The organism is Streptomyces litmocidini (assembly GCF_014649755.1).
GTDB classification, from domain to species: domain Bacteria; phylum Actinomycetota; class Actinomycetes; order Streptomycetales; family Streptomycetaceae; genus Streptomyces; species Streptomyces litmocidini.
The window spans coordinates 110,437-124,962 of sequence record NZ_BMTQ01000016.1 but is presented as its reverse complement, the minus strand read 5'-3'; the positions used below and the strand labels follow the sequence as shown (position 1 = coordinate 124,962).

The following is a 14,526-nucleotide window of genomic DNA, read 5'->3' as shown; positions in this document are numbered from 1 at the left end:
AGCTTGGGGGAGGGTGGGCACACGGGACGGCGCCCTTCAGCGGCGCCTCCGCGTTCCGCGCCTGAACCCGCACCACGGGTGCGCCGTACCTGCCGGTGCGGGTCAAGGCGCAGCAGCCTCGGGCGCCGGCAAGGGGCGCCGTTCCGTTGTGCCCACCCGTTCCGCCCCAGCAGAACGACTGCCCACAACGGCGGGGCGCCGCCCACAACGGCGGGGACGCCGCCCGCAGCGGCGGGGCGCGGGGCGGGCATCGTCCCCGTGTCGTCGATCCGGGGTCACAGCAGCCGGGTGACCAGTCCGTCGGTGTAGTCCCGGGTGAGCGGGCCCATGCCGAACAGGACGCGGATGTACATCGGGGCCAGGACGTGGTCCAGCACCTCCAGCGCGTCGGGTGCGGGCTCGCCGCGCTCGCGGGCGCGATCGAGCACGGACTGCAGTTGCCGGGTGCGTTCGGCGCGCAGGTCGGCACCGGCCCGCAGGCCCTGCTGACCGCTGTTCGACAGGGCGACGGCGAGGTGCAGCACCGCCGGACCGTCGGGTCCGGTGATCTCGCGGGCCACTTGGGCCGCGTAGGCGCGCAGGTCGCCGGCGAGGCTTCCGGTGTCGGGCATCGGGGACCGCGTGTTGAGGCGGGTGAGCGCCACGTCGGTGAGGAGGGTCTCCAGGTTGCCCCACCGGCGGTAGATGCTGCTGTCGGCCACGCCCGCGCGGGCCGCGACCTCCCGGACGGTGAAGTTGCCGTAGCCGCGCTCGCCGATCAGGTCGGTGACGGCCTGGTGCACCTCCGCGCCGACGCGGGCGCTGCGCCCGCCGGGCCGCCGGGTTCGCTCTCGCTCGTTCATGCGCCCCACCTTAACGCAGTCAACACTTGCGTTTACGGGGCGACCCTCCTTACAGTCACCTAACGCAGCAATCAGCTGCGTTAGGGCGCCCGGGCGTGTCGCCGTCCACGGGGACCGCGTCCGGGCGCGTCCGACGAACGGGAGGAACCTCCATGGCTGCATCGCCCGCCGCCCCAGGCGGTCGATCGAACCGGGCCGTGCTGCTCGCGGTGACCTGCCTGGGCCAGTTCATGGTCCTGCTCGACAACACGATCGTCGGAGCGGCACTGCCCGACATGCAGCACCGGCTGCACACCCGGTTGACCGGTCTGCAATGGATCGTCGACGCGTACGTCCTGCTGGTCGCCATGCTGCTGCTGGCCGGCGGTGTCCTCGCCGACCGGTTCGGCCGCAAGCGGGTGTACCTGACCGGTGTGGCGGTGTTCACCGCCGCGTCGCTGGTGTGCAGCCTCGCGCCCTCGCTCGGCTGGCTGCTCGTCGGCCGGGTGCTGCAGGGCATCGGGGCCGCGGCGCTGAGCCCCGCCTCGCTCGCCCTGCTCACCGCCGCCCATCCCGTGCCGCAGGAACGGATCAAGGCGATCGGGCTGTGGGCCGGGTTCAGCGGGATCGGTCTGGCCGCGGGCCCCGTGGCCGGCGGCGTGCTGACGGACGCCTTCGGCTGGCCCGCCGTCTTCCTGGTGAACCTGCCCATCGGCGTGGTCCTGCTGGTCGGCCTGCGCCGCCTCGACGAGTCCCGCAACCCGAGCGCCCCCGCGATCGACGTCCCGGGCACGGTGCTGTCCGCCCTGGGGGTGGGGGCGCTGACCTACGGGCTGATCGAGGGTGGGGCCCGCGGCTGGACGTCGCCGGTGGTCCTGGGCGGCTTCGCCGCCGCGGTGGTCCTCCTCGCCGCCTTCGTCGCCGTCGAAGCGCGCCGTTCCGCTCCGATGCTGCCGCCGGGGCTGTTCCGGCAGCGGCTGTTCACCGTGTCCACCACCGCCATGGCCGTGGTGGGGTTCGCGCTCATGGGTTCGTCGTTCTTCTTCTCCCAGTTCTTCGTGTACGTCCAGGGCAGCTCGATCCTGCGCGCCGGCCTGCAGACCCTGCCGATGTCCCTCGCCATGGTGATCGTCAGCCCGTACGCGGGCCGGCTCGCCGCCCGGTACGGCTTCCGCGTCGTGGTCACCGCCGGTCTGGCCCTGGCCGGCCCGGGCCTCCTCGCGCTGGGCACGGTGCACGCCGACACCGGATACGGGAACGTGTGGTGGCGGCTGGCGGTCGTCGGCACCGGCTTCGCCCTGACCCTGTCCCCCCTGACCGGAGCCGCCGTCCAGGCGGTCGGCCCGCAGGAAGGCGGCCTCGCCTCCGGCCTCAGCAGCACCGCCCGGCAGATCGGCGCGGTGCTGGGCGTGGCGGTGCTCGGAGCCGTCGTCCGCACCCGGCAGTCCGGCGGCGCCTCGTTCGAGGCCGGCCTCGACGGCGCCTTCCTCGCGGCCGGCGCGCTCACCTCGGCCACCGCCGTGTTCACCGGCCTGTGGCTGACGAGGTCCAGGTCCGCGGAGGGCCCCGCGGCGCCGCGCCGTTCCACCGGCCCGGGTGCGCTCACCGCCTCGGACGGGGAAGCCGTCGGACCGGCCCGGAGCCTCCCCGCCCCGGAGACCGTCGAGGTCCGCCCGGTCCTCGAATCCACCTGAACCGGGCCGGGGTCGCGACCCGCCCCGCCCCGGTGGAGGGGGGTCACGACGGACCGGTCAGGGAAGGCGGCGGTGGACGTCCTCCTTCCGGGACGGGCCCGGGGACGTGTCCGCGATCCAGGGGCCCGAGCCGCTCGGGTCGATGACGCCCTCCTCCAGCCAGGTGTACGCCCCGCCGAGGACCGCGTCGACGATCCGCCGGTCGAGGTCGTCCGTGTTGGACCAGAGGCGGGTGAAGAGTTCCTCGGTGCGGAGGCGGGCCTGCCGGCAGAAGGCGTCGGCGAGTTGGTGCGCCTCACGGCCGTGGTCGGTCGTGGTGCGGAGGAGCTCCGCACGGACGCACGCCGCGCTCATCGCGAAGAGTTCCGCACCGATGTCGACGATCCGCCCGAGGAAGGCCTGCTTGAGTTCCATGCGGCCCTGCCAGCGGGACATCGCGTAGAAGGTGGAGCGGGCGAGCTTGCGGGAGGTCCGCTCGACGTACCGGAGGTGGCCCGCGAGGGCGCCGAACTCTCCGTACGAACCGGGGAGCTGTCCGGCGCCGGCGACCAGTCCCGGGAGCCAGCGGGCGTAGAACCCTCCGGCCCTGGCGCCGGCCCTCGCCTTGTCGGCGAGGGACTTGTCGGGGTCGATGAGGTCACCGGCGACGGACAGGTGCGCGTCGACGGCCTCGCGGGCGATCAGCAGGTGCATGATCTCCGTCGAGCCCTCGAAGATGCGGTTGATGCGGAGGTCGCGGAGCAACTGCTCGGCGGGGACGGCCCGTTCGCCGCGGGCCGCGAGGGAGTCGGCGGTCTCGTAGCCGCGGCCGCCCCGGATCTGGACGAGTTCGTCGGCGATGAGCCAGGCCTTCTCGGAGCCGTACAGCTTGGCGAGGGCGGCCTCGATGCGGATGTCGTTGCGGTCCTCGTCGGCCATCTGGGAGGCGAGGTCGACGACGGCCTCCAGGGCGAAGGCGGTGGCCGCGATGAAGGAGATCTTGGTCGAGACGGCTTCGTGGCGGCCGATCGGCCTGCCCCACTGCTCGCGCTCCCCCGACCATTCGCGGGCGATCTTCAGACACCATTTGGCGGCGCCCGCGCAGGCCGCGGGGAGGGAGAGCCGGCCGGTGTTGAGGGTGGTGAGGGCGATCTTGAGGCCGGCGCCCTCGGGGCCGATCCGGTTTCCGGCGGGGACGCGGACGCGGTGGAAGCGGGTGACGCCGTTCTCCAGGCCGCGCAGGCCCATGAAGGCGTTGCGGTGCTCGACGGTGATGCCGGGCGCGTCGGCCTCGACGACGAAGGCGGTGATGCCGCCGGGGTGTCCTTCGGAGGCGGGGACGCGGGCCATGACGACGAGGAGGTCGGCGACGACGCCGTTGGTGGTCCAGAGCTTCACGCCGTCGAGGACGTACTCGTCGCCGTCGGGCACGGCGGTGGTGGCGAGGCGGGCCGGGTCGGAACCGACGTCGGGCTCGGTGAGCAGGAAGGCCGAGAGGTCGGTGCGGGCGAGCCGGGGCAGGAAGGCGTCCTTCTGTTCCCGGGTGCCGAAGAGTTTCAGCGGCTGCGGTACTCCGATCGACTGATGCGCGGAGAGCAGGGCGCCGACGGCGGGGCTGGCGGAGCCGACGAGGGCGAGGGCGCGGTTGTAGTACAGCTGGGTGAGGCCGAGCCCCCCGTACTTCGGGTCGATCTTCATCCCGAGGGCGCCGATCTCCTTGAGTCCGGTGATCGTCTCGTCGGGGATGCGGGCCTCGCGTTCGATGCGGGCGCCGTCGATCCGGGTCTCGCAGAAGTCGCGGAGGACGGCGAGGAAGGCCTCGCCGCGCCGGACGTCCTCGGCGGCGGGGAGCGGGTGCGGGTGGACGAGGTCGAGGCGGAACCGGCCGAGGAACAGTTCCTTGGCGAAGCTCGGTCTGTGCCAGTCCCGCTCGCGCGCGGCCTCGGCGACCTGCCTGGCCTCGCGCTCCGTGACCTTGGGCTGCCGTACGGGTGCGGACATGGACACCTCCTTGGGCTCCTGTCCGTCGTACCCGATACCGGCGGGTCCGGAAAGGGGAGCAGGGGCCTCCGGGTACGTCCTTCCGGTGAGACGCCGGCGCCGTCCCGGCCGGCCGCGCGTAGGGTCCGCGGCATGTCTCAGTCGATCAAGCTCATCGTCCTCGTCACCACGCTGCCCGGCCGGGGCGCGGAACAGGTCGCCGCCTTCGATGCGCTCGCGCCCCTGGTGCGGGCGGAGGACGGCTGTCTGCAGTACGACCTCCACCGGGTGGCCGACGACCCCGACCGCTTCGCCCTGATCGAGCGCTGGGCCTCGGCCGGGGCCCTCGCGGCGCACGACGCCGCCCCGCACGTGGTCGCGGCCGACGCCGCGAACAAGGCGTTCCGCGCGGGGCCCGCCGAGGTGATCCGTCTCGTGGACGCCCCCGTCGCATGAGGAAAGGCGGTCCGAGCCCCCGCACAGTGGGCTCGGACCGCCTGATCAGGGTGGGGCGTCCCCCTCAGAGGGCGAGGCCCGTCAGGACGAGCACGCGCTCGTAGGTGTAGTCGTCCATCGCGTACTTGACGCCCTCGCGGCCGACGCCGGAGCGCTTGGCGCCGCCGTACGGCATCTGGTCGGCGCGGTACGAGGGGACGTCGCCGACGATCACGCCGCCGACCTCCAGGGCGCGGTGGGCGCGGAAGGCGGTCTGCAGGTCGTGGGTGAAGACACCGGCCTGGAGGCCGAAGTCCGAGTCGTTGACCGCGGCGAAGGCCTCGGCCTCGCCGTCGACCTTGGCGATGGTCAGGACCGGGCCGAAGACCTCGGCGCGGGCCAGGGTGACGTCGGCCGGGAGGTCGGTGAGGACGGTCGGGGCGTAGGTCGCGCCCTCGCGCTTGCCACCGGCGAGGAGCTTGGCGCCGGCCGCGACGGCCTCGTCGACCCAGGACTCGACGCGCTGGGCGGCGGCCTCGTCGACGAGCGGGCCGACGTCGGTGGCGTCGTCCGCCGGGTCGCCGGTGACCTGCGCCTCGACGGCGGCGACGATCTTCGGCACCAGGCGGTCGTGGACCGAGGCGTCGACGATCACGCGCTGCACGGAGATGCAGGACTGGCCGCCCTGGTAGTTGGAGAAGGTCGCGATGCGGCTCGCGGCCCAGTCCAGGTCGGCCTCGGAGGACCAGTCGGGCAGGACGACGGCCGCGGCGTTGCCGCCGAGCTCCAGGGTGCAGTGCTTGTGCGGCACCGACTGCTGGATGGCGTAGCCGACCTTGTCGGAGCCGGTGAAGGAGATGACCGGGAGGCGCTCGTCCTGGACGAGGGCGGGCATGCGGTCGTTCGGCACGGTCAGGATCGACCAGGAGCCGGCCGGCAGGTCGGTCTCGGCCAGGATCTCGCCCAGGATCAGGGAGGAGATCGGGGTCGACGGGGCCGGCTTGAGGATGATGGGGGCGCCGACGGCGATGGCCGGGGCGACCTTGTGGGCGCTGAGGTTCAGCGGGAAGTTGAACGGCGCGATGCCGAGGACGACGCCCTTGGGGATGCGACGGGTGAGGGCGAGGCGGCCCGCGCCGCCGGCCTCGGTGTCCAGGCGCTGGGCCTCGCCGGCGTTCCAGCGGCGGGCCTCCTCGGCGGCGAAACGGAAGACGGAGACGGCGCGACCGACCTCGCCGCGGGCCCACTTGATGGGCTTGCCGTTCTCGGCGGAGATCAGCTGGGCGATCTCCTCGGTGCGCTCGGCGAGCCGCTTCGACACGTGGTCGAGGGCGGCGGCGCGGACGTGCGCCGGGGTCGCGGCGAACTCGTCGACGACGGCGTGCGCGGCGGCGACGGCCTCCTCGACCTGGGCCTCGGTGGGCACGCTGACCTTGCCGACCAGACGTCCGTCGTACGAGTTCGTGACGTCGAAGGTGGCGTCGCCGGTGGCCTCGCGGCCGGCGAGCCAGAAGGCGTGGGTGGTCGTCATTGCGTCCCGGCCCTTTCCGTTTCGGGGTGCGAGCGGTTGCTCTGGTGACACCGTAGGGCCGGGACGGCGGGCACGGGCTTGTCCGGTATGGAGTAGTGGGGGTGGCGACTCTGTCCGCTTCGGCCGAAGCGGCCGGGGCCGGGGCGCGGTCACCGGCCCGGCACGCCGAGGAGGGCTGCCGCGTTCCGGTGTCCCGGCGGGCGGTGACGACCGGGCCTCGTAACGGAACAAGCCCGTGGGTCCGCCGTCGCCGCCGTCCTCGCCTTCGCCCTCACCCCCGCCCCTGCCCCTGCCCCGGGAGAAGGTGCGCTCGTCCCCCGAGCCACCGGTGACGGAGCAGAAGACGCACGGCTCGTCGCGGTCCCGCCCGTGCCGGGTAGGAGGGTCGCGCGACCGCCTCCCGCGCGCATCGCCGTGGCGCTCCGCTCGAAGTCGCCCGGCAGGTGGCCCGGTTCGGGGGCGGCGCAAGGAGGCGAGACCTCCGGCGAGGGCGAGCGGCACGCCGCTCGCCGCCGGCGGGGCGGGCAGGCGGGCCCGCCCTCTCCGTGCCGTGCCGTGCCGTCGGTGGTGTGCGCGGCCGTGCGGGTCCCCGCCCCCCGGCTCGAAACGGCCGAGGCTCCGTCAGGGCAGGGGACGGATGGTCATCCGCGCCGCTCGGTCGAGACGATGAGGCAGACCCCTCCGACGACGATCGCGCCGCCGAGGAGGATCGGCCAGGTCAGGGCCTCGTCGAGGACGAGGGCGCCGAGCAGGACGGCGACGACCGGGTTCACGTAGGCGTAGGTGGCGGCGAGGGAGACGGGCGCGGTCTGGAGGAGCCAGGCGTACGCGGTGAAGGCGACGAGCGAGCCGAAGACGACCAGGTAGGCGAGGGCGGCCCAGGAGTGGCCGGAGACGGCGCCCAGGTCGAGGCCGTGGTGCTCGCCGCGCAGGAGACCGAGGGCGAGCGCGGCGAGGCCGCCGGCCAGCATCTCGTACGCGCTCGCCGTGAAGGGGTTGGCGGGCATGGTCAGCCGGGCGGAGGAGACGGAGCCGGTGGCCCACAGCAGGGCCGCGACGAGGACGAGCAGGACGCCGCCGATCTTCACCTCGCCGCTGAGGCCGGGGACGGTGAGGACGCCGAGGCCGGCGAAGCCGAGCAGGACGCCGCCGTACGCGCCGGGGCCGGGGCGGTCGCCGAAGACCGTGCGGAGCAGGACGACCCAGACGGGGACGGCGGCGACGAGGAGGGCGGCGAGGCCGGAGGGGATGGAGGTCTCGGCGAGGACGACGAGGCCGTTGCCGCCGAGGATCAGGAGCAGGCCGACGAGGGCGGCGGAGCCGAGTTCCCGGCGGGTGACCCTCAGGGCGGCGGGGCCCTGGCGCCAGGCGACGATCGCGGCGAGGAGGAGGCCCGCGGTGAGGAAGCGGGCGCCGCCGGAGAGGAACGGCGGGAGGGTCTCGACGACGATCCGGATCCCGAGGTACGTGGACCCCCAGACGACGTACACGATGCCGAGCGCGGCCCAGACGGCGCCGGTGATCCGGTGGCCGGGGGCGGGAGCGGGGACGCCGGGGGCGGGGGTACGGGGTCCGGGGGCGGCCGGGCGGGTCTCGGGGGCCGGATCGACGGCGGGGCTTGTCATGAGCAGGAGAGTAGGGAGCGGGCACCCCGGGAGCCAAGAATCCTGCCCGCATCCGGGCAGGAAGAGCGGAATTCGGACGGAGGAGAGCCTCGTGGGACGCCCTGGGGGAGGATGGGAGGATGTCCGGGACCGCACGATCCCAGGGGGTAAGCATGATCCTTTACGTACTGATCGGCGTCCTGGTCCTCGCCGTCGCGGGCTGCGCCTCCGTGGTCTGGGCGGCCCGCGGCGGCCCCCGCTGGGTCCGCGCGGTGGCCACCGCGACCCTGCTGGGCGGCGAGGTCGTCCGCGCGGGACGGCGCCGGAGCGTGAACCGCGGCGGCGGGGGCGACGACGGCTCGGACTAGGAGGCGATCCGGAGGACGGGCCCCGGGAACCCTCCGCTACCCCTCGCCCTCGCCCGTCGCCTTCAGGGCCAGCCACAGCTCCATCCGGACGTCCGGATCGTCCAGCGAGCGGCCGAGGATCTCCTCCACCCGGCGCATCCGGTAGCGCAGCGTGTGCCGGTGGACCCCCAGGTCCGCCGCCGCCGCGTCCCACTGGCCGTGCCGGGAGAGCCAGGCGCGCAGCGAGGCCACCAGGTCGCCGCGGCCGGTCGCGTCGTGCTCCCGCAGCGCGCGCAGCATCCCGTCGGCGAAGGCGCGGACCGCGTCGTCGGCGAGGAGCGGGAGCACCGAGCCCGCCGCCAGGTCCTCGTGCTCGACGAGCGCCTTCCCCCGCCGCCGGGCGACCGAGAGGGCCTGCTCGGCCTGCCGGTACGCGGCCGCCGCGGCGCTCGGGCCCGCCGGGGCCGACAGGCCGACGACGACGCCCGCGTCCTCCGCCTCCCGCTCCGCGTACCCCTCGCAGGCGGCGACGACCGCGCCGCCGTCCCCGGCGAGGACGACGAGCCGCTGCTCGCTCTCGGCGACGGTGAGCACCGCCTCGCCCGCGCGGGCGGCGGCGGCCTCCAGGGCCTCGGCGAGCACCGGCAGCGGCGGCTCCCCGGCCGGCTCTCCCCCGGCGGGCTCGGCGACGAGCAGCCGGTAGGGGGCGTCGAGCAGCCCTCCGTACAGGTCCCCGGCCACCGCGCGGGCGGGCTCCGGCTGGCCCGCCAGCATCAGGCGCAGCACCGCCGCGCCGAGCCGCTGCTCCGCCGCCTGGAGCGAGCGGGAACGTTCCGTCGTGAGGGTGAGCAGGGCGATCGCCGAGTGCACCGCGTACCGCTCGGCCGTGCCGAGGGGCGCGCCCGTGCCGACGGCGAGGGCGCCGCGCACCCGGCGCCCGGTGCCGAGCGACTGGAGCTCGACGCGGTCGTCCGTACCGCCGACGACCGCGCTGGCCGGCGCGGGCCGCTCGCGCAGCCGCTCCACGTCCGAGGTGAGCCGGGCGGCCCGGCGCGCCGCCCACTCGGGCGAGACGGCGACGACGGTGCCGGAGGCGTCGTACAGCGCGGCCCAGCCGTCGACGTGGGCGGCGAGCCGGGCGACGACGGCTTCCGGGCCCTCGGCGAGCGCGGCGCGGGTCAGCTCGCGCTGGGCCTCGAAACCGGCCGTGACCGCCCGGTACTGGTCGGCGGAGATGGCCGCGGACACGGCCTTGCTGATGGCGAGGAAAGGCGTCCGGCGCGGCACTTCGAGCAGCGGCAGGTGCTCCTCGCGCGCCGCGTCGAGCAGGGCCGGCGGGATCTCTTCGTAGTTGACGCCCACCGCGAAGCCGAGCCCGACCACGCCCGCTCCGAGCAGCCGCCGCACGTAGCGGCGCATCGCCGGCAGGTCCTCCGCGTCGAGCGTGAGCGCGGTCGTGAGGAGGAGCTCACCGCCCTCCATGTACGGGACGGGGTCGGCGAGCTCACTCACGTGGGCCCAGCGGACGGGGGTGTCGAGGCGGTCCTCACCCGCGCGGACGATGAGCTTGAGGGCGGAGTGCTGCACGAGCGAGGCGAGGGTGGGCGGCATGGGGAGACCGTCGGACCTTTGAGCGAGGACCGCGCGCGGGGGGAGCCGTGCACGGAAGCGGGGAGGCGCCGCCCAGCCGAGCGGCGCCCCCGATTGTGCCAGGGCCGCCGGTGGCCCGCTCGGACGCGCGAGGGGTGAGACGGACCGGGCGCGCGGGGCCGGCCGCGCCGGGCCCGCGAAGGACGGGACGGGACCGCCGCGCGAGGCGGACCGCGCCGGACCCGCGAGGGCGCGACGGGCCCACCGTGCGGAGCCGGCCGCGCCGGGGGCTCAGCCGCGCAGGTCCACCAGGACCGGCGGGGTGTGCGCGCCCTGGACCGTGGTCAGGGACACCACGGCGTGACCGGGCGGCACGGAGTGGGCGAGCTCGGAGGCGGACCACCGCTCGCGCTCGACCTTCCGGGTCGTGACCGCGTCGGTGGTGACGGCCTTGCCGGTGATCTTCTTGCGCAGGGCGTGGAGGAAGCGGGTCATCGGCTGGTCGGCGAAGACCGTGTGGTGCGCCACCTCCGTGGTCTCCACCCACTCCTTGCCCCAGGTCTCGGCGAAGCCCCGGCCGTCCCAGGTGGTGATGCCGGAGAGCGCCACCCGGCAGCCGACGGCGCCGAGCAGCGGGCCGTGCAGCGCCTCGGGCACCTCGCCGAGGGTACGGAGCCCGAGGACGACGCCCGCGTTGTGCGGGCGCAGCCGCTGGAGGGAGCGGACGGTGCCCGTGGTGAGCGCGCCGGTGGCGTCGTCGAGGACGAGGGCGGCGAAGTGCGGGCGCTTGGTGCCGGTCCGGGCCGCCGCCAGGAACTGGGCGAGGACCAGGCGGGCGAGGAGCCGCGAGGCCTCCTCGTGGCCGCGCTCCGGCAGCTTGATCCGGACCCGCAGCGGGTGGTGGACGACGGACTTCAGCGAGAAGGGCCGTACGTCGCTCCCGTCGGCCCCGAAGAACTCGGCGAAGGCCGGCCGGTCGAGCAGCGACAGGCGGTCCGCGAGGAGCGGCCCGGCGTCGGCGGCGGTGCCGGCCTGCCGGATGCGGGCCTCCAGCTCGCGGCGCATGGCCGCCGCGTCGGCGGGGAGCCGGTCGAGGAGCGCCGTCAGCGTCTCCGGGCCGGCTTCGAGGAGTTCGCGCAGCACCGGTACGGACGGGAAGCGGGCGTGCGCCGCCCGGTAGGGACCGATGAGCTGGGCGAGGACGGTGGCGGCCCGCCGCGCGTCGAGGTTCTCGACGTCGCCCACCAGGCCCTCCGCGAGCAGCGCCGCCGCCTCGTCGGGGTCGGTGAGGCCGGCGTAGAGGTCGAGGTCGTACGGCGAGGCCGGATCGCCCGGGCGGACCACGACGTCGTACGCGGCGTCAGGGCCGAGCGGCGCGTCCGCCGTGCCCACGGCGACGACCGCGCAGGTGCCGGTGAGGGCCTGCAGGGTGAGGGATTCGACGACCGGGCCGGTCAGGCGGGCGGTCTTTCCGGCGCCGGACGGGCCCACGACCAGCAGGGAGGTGGCGAGCGCGGCCGGTTCGAGGGCGAGGCCCGCGCCCCGGTAGGCGGCCGGGTTCCGCTCCTCGGCCGTGCAGCGGCCGAGGCGGACCTGCCCGAGGAGGAGGTCGTGGACGGCGGTCCGGCCCGGCAGGTCGCGGGCGCCCGAGGGGTGCGCCCCGGCCGCGGCGCCCTGCCGGAGCACGGTGTCGACGAAGGGGGCGAGGCCGCCCGCGTGCGTCCGCTCCCGCTCCAGGTTCCGGCGGATCCGGGCGCAGTCCACGTCGTTCATGCGCCCGGCGAACAGCTCGGCGGCGAGCAGGTCCGCCGCCTGCCGCTCCCCGGCGGCCCGCAGTTCGGGCCACTGCGAGAGGGGGGCGGGCGCCGCCGGGTCGAGGGGCGTCGGGGCGCCTCCCGTGGTGGCGGCGCGGGCCCCGAGCCGGGCGCGGACCAGACCGGGCCAGTCGCCGAGGCGCGCGAAGGGCCAGAGGACGGCGGCCGTGATCAGGGCGTACAGGGGGTAGACGAGGACGGGCGAGGCGAGGACGTCGTATCCGCCGCCGACGAGCACGACGAGGGAGAGCAGGGGTGCGACGACCGGCAGCGGCTCCCAGCCGACGCCGGGGAAGGCCTCCGGCCAGACGAACGCCAGGGCGATCAGCGCGGCGCCGGCGGTGAGCGCGGCGCGGGCGGGCGGGCGGCGGTCGGCGAGGAGGTGACGGGCGAGCTCGGACCAGGCTCCGAGGCGGGCCATCGTGTAGAGCAGGACGGCGAAGAAGACGCCGTCGTAGACGACGTGGGCCTCGGCGCCGTGCCAGTCACGCGGGGAGGTGCCTCCGGCGTACCACCAGTCGGCGGGGGTGAAGGTGGCGAGCGGGATCCACTCGTAGGGGACGACGCCGCGCCGCCAGGCCGACCAGAGCAGCAGCCCCACGACGAGGGGGATCAGCAGCCCGGCCACCGTGACGGGCGCGAGCTTGCGCGCCTCCCGGGGCGGCGGCGGTGGCACGTGCCGGAACCGCCAGATCCCGGGCGCGGCCTCGGGCCGCGGGGCGTCCAGCCAGGCGACGGCGGGCGGGACGGGGGCACCACCGGGGCCGGGCCCCGGCCCGCCGGGTTCCTCGCGGGCGGCCCCCGAGGCGGCGGGCCCCGCGGCCACGGGCCCTCCGGCACCGGGCGCCGTCACCGCCCCCGGAGCCGCCGTCGGCCGCGGCGGCACGGACGGCGGAACCGGTACGGACGGCGGAACCGGCACGGACGGCGGAACCGGTACGGACGGCGGAGCCGGCGCGCGCCCGGGGGCCCTGTGCTCCCCGTCCCCGCCGTCGAAAGCGGCACCCCGGCCGTCGGTCGGCGGCCCCGCCGGGCGCGGGACCGCGCCCCCCTTGGTGTCGCGTGACTCGTACGTGCCGTCGGTCTCCATGAACCCCTGCCCCCTGACCAGCCAGGTCGCCGCCTCTGTGCCACCGTCAATCTAGTGGTCCCGGAGCCCCCGGGAGGGGATTCGACCACCCGTACGGCCGAGGACCGTCCCGGCGCGTCCGGGAGGTGTCCGCGTCGCGGAAGCGGAGCCGTCATGTCCATCCCGGACAACGACGCACCCGCCACCACTCCCTATCGGCGCATGCCGGACCCCCTCCCCCGCGCCTAGCCTGCGGAGGAAACCCGCAAGTGCGTCCAGAACCACCCCCAGGAGCCCCGCCATGAACGCTGTCCCGCAGGAGCGGCGCGTCGTCACCGCCATTCCCGGTCCGAAGTCGCAGGAGCTTCAGGCTCGCCGGCTGGACACCGTCGCCGGGGGCGTGGGCTCCACGCTGCCCGTGTTCACCAAGCGCGCGGGCGGCGGCATCATCGAGGACGTCGACGGCAACCTGCTGATCGACTTCGGTTCCGGCATCGCCGTGACCTCGGTCGGCGCCTCCGCCGAGGCCGTCGTGCGCCGCGCCTCCGCGCAGCTCCAGGACTTCACCCACACCTGTTTCATGGTGACGCCGTACGAGGGTTACGTGGAGGTCTGCGAGGCCCTGGCCGAGCTGACCCCGGGCGACCACGCCAAGAAGTCCGCGCTGTTCAACTCGGGCGCCGAGGCCGTCGAGAACGCGGTGAAGATCGCCCGCTCGTACACCAAGCGCCAGGCCGTCGTCGTCTTCGACCACGGCTACCACGGCCGCACCAACCTCACCATGGGCATGACGGCGAAGAACATGCCGTACAAGCAGGGCTTCGGCCCGTTCGCGCCCGAGGTCTACCGCGTGCCGGTCGCCTACGGCTACCGCTGGCCCACGGGTGCCGAGAACTGCGGCCCCGAGGCCGCCGCCCAGGCGATCGACAACATCACCAAGCAGATCGGCCCCGAGAACGTCGCCGCGATCGTCATCGAGCCGGTCCTCGGCGAGGGCGGCTTCATCGAGCCGGCCAAGGGCTTCCTGCCGGCGATCGTGAAGTTCGCCAACGACAACGGCATCGTCTTCGTCGCGGACGAGATCCAGGCCGGCTTCTGCCGCACCGGCCAGTGGTTCGCCTGCGAGGACGAGGGCATCGTCCCGGACCTCATCACCACCGCCAAGGGCATCGCGGGCGGCCTGCCGCTCGCCGCCGTCACCGGCCGCGCCGAGATCATGGACTCCGTCCACGGCGGCGGCCTGGGCGGCACCTACGGCGGCAACCCGGTGGCCTGCGCCGGTGCGCTCGGCGCCATCGAGACGATGAAGGAGCTCGACCTCAACGGCAAGGCCAAGCGCATCGAGGAGGTCATGAAGACCCGCCTCACCGCCATGCAGGAGAAGTTCCCGGTCATCGGTGACATCCGCGGCCGCGGCGCCATGATCGCCATCGAGCTGGTGAAGGACCCGGCGACGAAGGAGCCGCACGCCGAGGCCGCCGCCGCGCTCGCCAAGCACTGCCACAACGAGGGCGTGCTCGTCCTGACCTGTGGCACCTACGGCAACGTGCTGCGCTTCCTGCCGCCGCTGGTCATCGGCGAGGACCTGCTCAACGAGGGCCTGGACGTCATCGAGGCCGCGCTCGCGACCCTCTGAGGTCCGATCCGGCACACGGTGTGAAG

The 14,526-nt window shown here is 75.0% G+C and carries 10 protein-coding genes; 4 read left to right on the top strand and 6 right to left on the bottom strand.

The features are described 5' to 3' along the window. Nucleotides 1-275: 275 nt before the first annotated feature. Nucleotides 276-842 carry a TetR/AcrR family transcriptional regulator gene (locus tag IE180_RS28650; protein ID WP_190159857.1) on the bottom strand — a complete coding sequence of 189 codons (567 nt, stop codon included), beginning with the start codon at nt 840-842 and terminating at the stop codon, nt 276-278. A gap of 152 nt (nt 843-994) precedes the next feature. Between IE180_RS28650 and IE180_RS28645 the strand changes: the two genes are divergently transcribed. After that, on the top strand, nt 995-2,515 hold the full coding sequence (locus tag IE180_RS28645) for an MFS transporter (RefSeq protein ID WP_190159856.1): 1,521 nt from the start codon (nt 995-997) through the stop codon (nt 2,513-2,515). 57 nt (nt 2,516-2,572) lie between these two features. Here the strand turns inward: IE180_RS28645 and IE180_RS28640 are convergent, their stop codons facing one another. Further along, nucleotides 2,573-4,495, bottom strand: coding sequence for an acyl-CoA dehydrogenase family protein (locus tag IE180_RS28640; protein ID WP_190159855.1), 1,923 nt, complete (start codon nt 4,493-4,495; stop codon nt 2,573-2,575). 132 nt (nt 4,496-4,627) lie between these two features. Here IE180_RS28640 and IE180_RS28635 point away from each other — a divergent pair, with 132 nt between their 5' ends. Further along, a complete protein-coding gene (locus tag IE180_RS28635; protein WP_190159854.1) occupies nt 4,628-4,930 on the top strand; it encodes a putative quinol monooxygenase in 303 nt (100 codons plus the stop codon). Between the two features lie 64 nt (nt 4,931-4,994). On the opposite strand, the gene IE180_RS28630 is transcribed toward IE180_RS28635, so the two are convergent. Together IE180_RS28630 and IE180_RS28625 are read right to left on the bottom strand one after the other, a co-directional pair. Then, nucleotides 4,995-6,440, bottom strand: a complete 1,446-nt coding sequence (locus IE180_RS28630) for an aldehyde dehydrogenase family protein (protein WP_190159853.1) — start codon at nt 6,438-6,440, stop codon at nt 4,995-4,997. Nucleotides 6,441-7,081: 641 nt separating this feature from the next. Continuing rightward, nucleotides 7,082-8,065 (bottom strand): EamA family transporter, encoded by a 984-nt coding sequence (locus tag IE180_RS28625; protein ID WP_190159852.1) that lies wholly within the window; start codon nt 8,063-8,065, stop codon nt 7,082-7,084. A gap of 152 nt (nt 8,066-8,217) precedes the next feature. Between IE180_RS28625 and IE180_RS28620 the strand changes: the two genes are divergently transcribed. Beyond that, nucleotides 8,218-8,412, top strand: coding sequence for a hypothetical protein (locus tag IE180_RS28620; protein ID WP_190159851.1), 195 nt, complete (start codon nt 8,218-8,220; stop codon nt 8,410-8,412). A gap of 36 nt (nt 8,413-8,448) precedes the next feature. Here the strand turns inward: IE180_RS28620 and IE180_RS28615 are convergent, their stop codons facing one another. Together IE180_RS28615 and IE180_RS28610 are read right to left on the bottom strand one after the other, a co-directional pair. Continuing rightward, nucleotides 8,449-10,002: a PucR family transcriptional regulator gene (locus IE180_RS28615; RefSeq protein ID WP_190159850.1), complete on the bottom strand. Its 1,554-nt coding sequence runs from the start codon at nt 10,000-10,002 to the stop codon at nt 8,449-8,451. A 270-nt stretch (nt 10,003-10,272) separates the two neighbouring features. Continuing rightward, nucleotides 10,273-12,885, bottom strand: a complete 2,613-nt coding sequence (locus tag IE180_RS28610) for an ATP/GTP-binding protein (protein ID WP_229860992.1) — start codon at nt 12,883-12,885, stop codon at nt 10,273-10,275. 280 nt (nt 12,886-13,165) lie between these two features. Here IE180_RS28610 and gabT point away from each other — a divergent pair, with 280 nt between their 5' ends. Next, on the top strand, nt 13,166-14,500 hold the full coding sequence (gene gabT / locus IE180_RS28605) for a 4-aminobutyrate--2-oxoglutarate transaminase (protein ID WP_190159849.1): 1,335 nt from the start codon (nt 13,166-13,168) through the stop codon (nt 14,498-14,500). The last annotated feature ends 26 nt before the right edge of the window (nt 14,501-14,526 follow it).

Bases quoted from the DNA above. Each gene is read 5' to 3' on its own strand.
- IE180_RS28650 (WP_190159857.1), bottom strand. From the start codon at position 842: ATGAACGAGCGAGAGCGAACCCGGCGGCCCGGCGGGCGCAGCGCCCGC.
- IE180_RS28645 (WP_190159856.1), top strand. From the start codon at position 995: ATGGCTGCATCGCCCGCCGCCCCAGGCGGTCGATCGAACCGGGCCGTG.
- IE180_RS28640 (WP_190159855.1), bottom strand. From the start codon at position 4,495: ATGTCCGCACCCGTACGGCAGCCCAAGGTCACGGAGCGCGAGGCCAGG.
- IE180_RS28635 (WP_190159854.1), top strand. From the start codon at position 4,628: ATGTCTCAGTCGATCAAGCTCATCGTCCTCGTCACCACGCTGCCCGGC.
- IE180_RS28630 (WP_190159853.1), bottom strand. From the start codon at position 6,440: ATGACGACCACCCACGCCTTCTGGCTCGCCGGCCGCGAGGCCACCGGC.
- IE180_RS28625 (WP_190159852.1), bottom strand. From the start codon at position 8,065: ATGACAAGCCCCGCCGTCGATCCGGCCCCCGAGACCCGCCCGGCCGCC.
- IE180_RS28620 (WP_190159851.1), top strand. From the start codon at position 8,218: ATGATCCTTTACGTACTGATCGGCGTCCTGGTCCTCGCCGTCGCGGGC.
- IE180_RS28615 (WP_190159850.1), bottom strand. From the start codon at position 10,002: ATGCCGCCCACCCTCGCCTCGCTCGTGCAGCACTCCGCCCTCAAGCTC.
- IE180_RS28610 (WP_229860992.1), bottom strand. From the start codon at position 12,885: ATGGAGACCGACGGCACGTACGAGTCACGCGACACCAAGGGGGGCGCG.
- gabT (WP_190159849.1), top strand. From the start codon at position 13,166: ATGAACGCTGTCCCGCAGGAGCGGCGCGTCGTCACCGCCATTCCCGGT.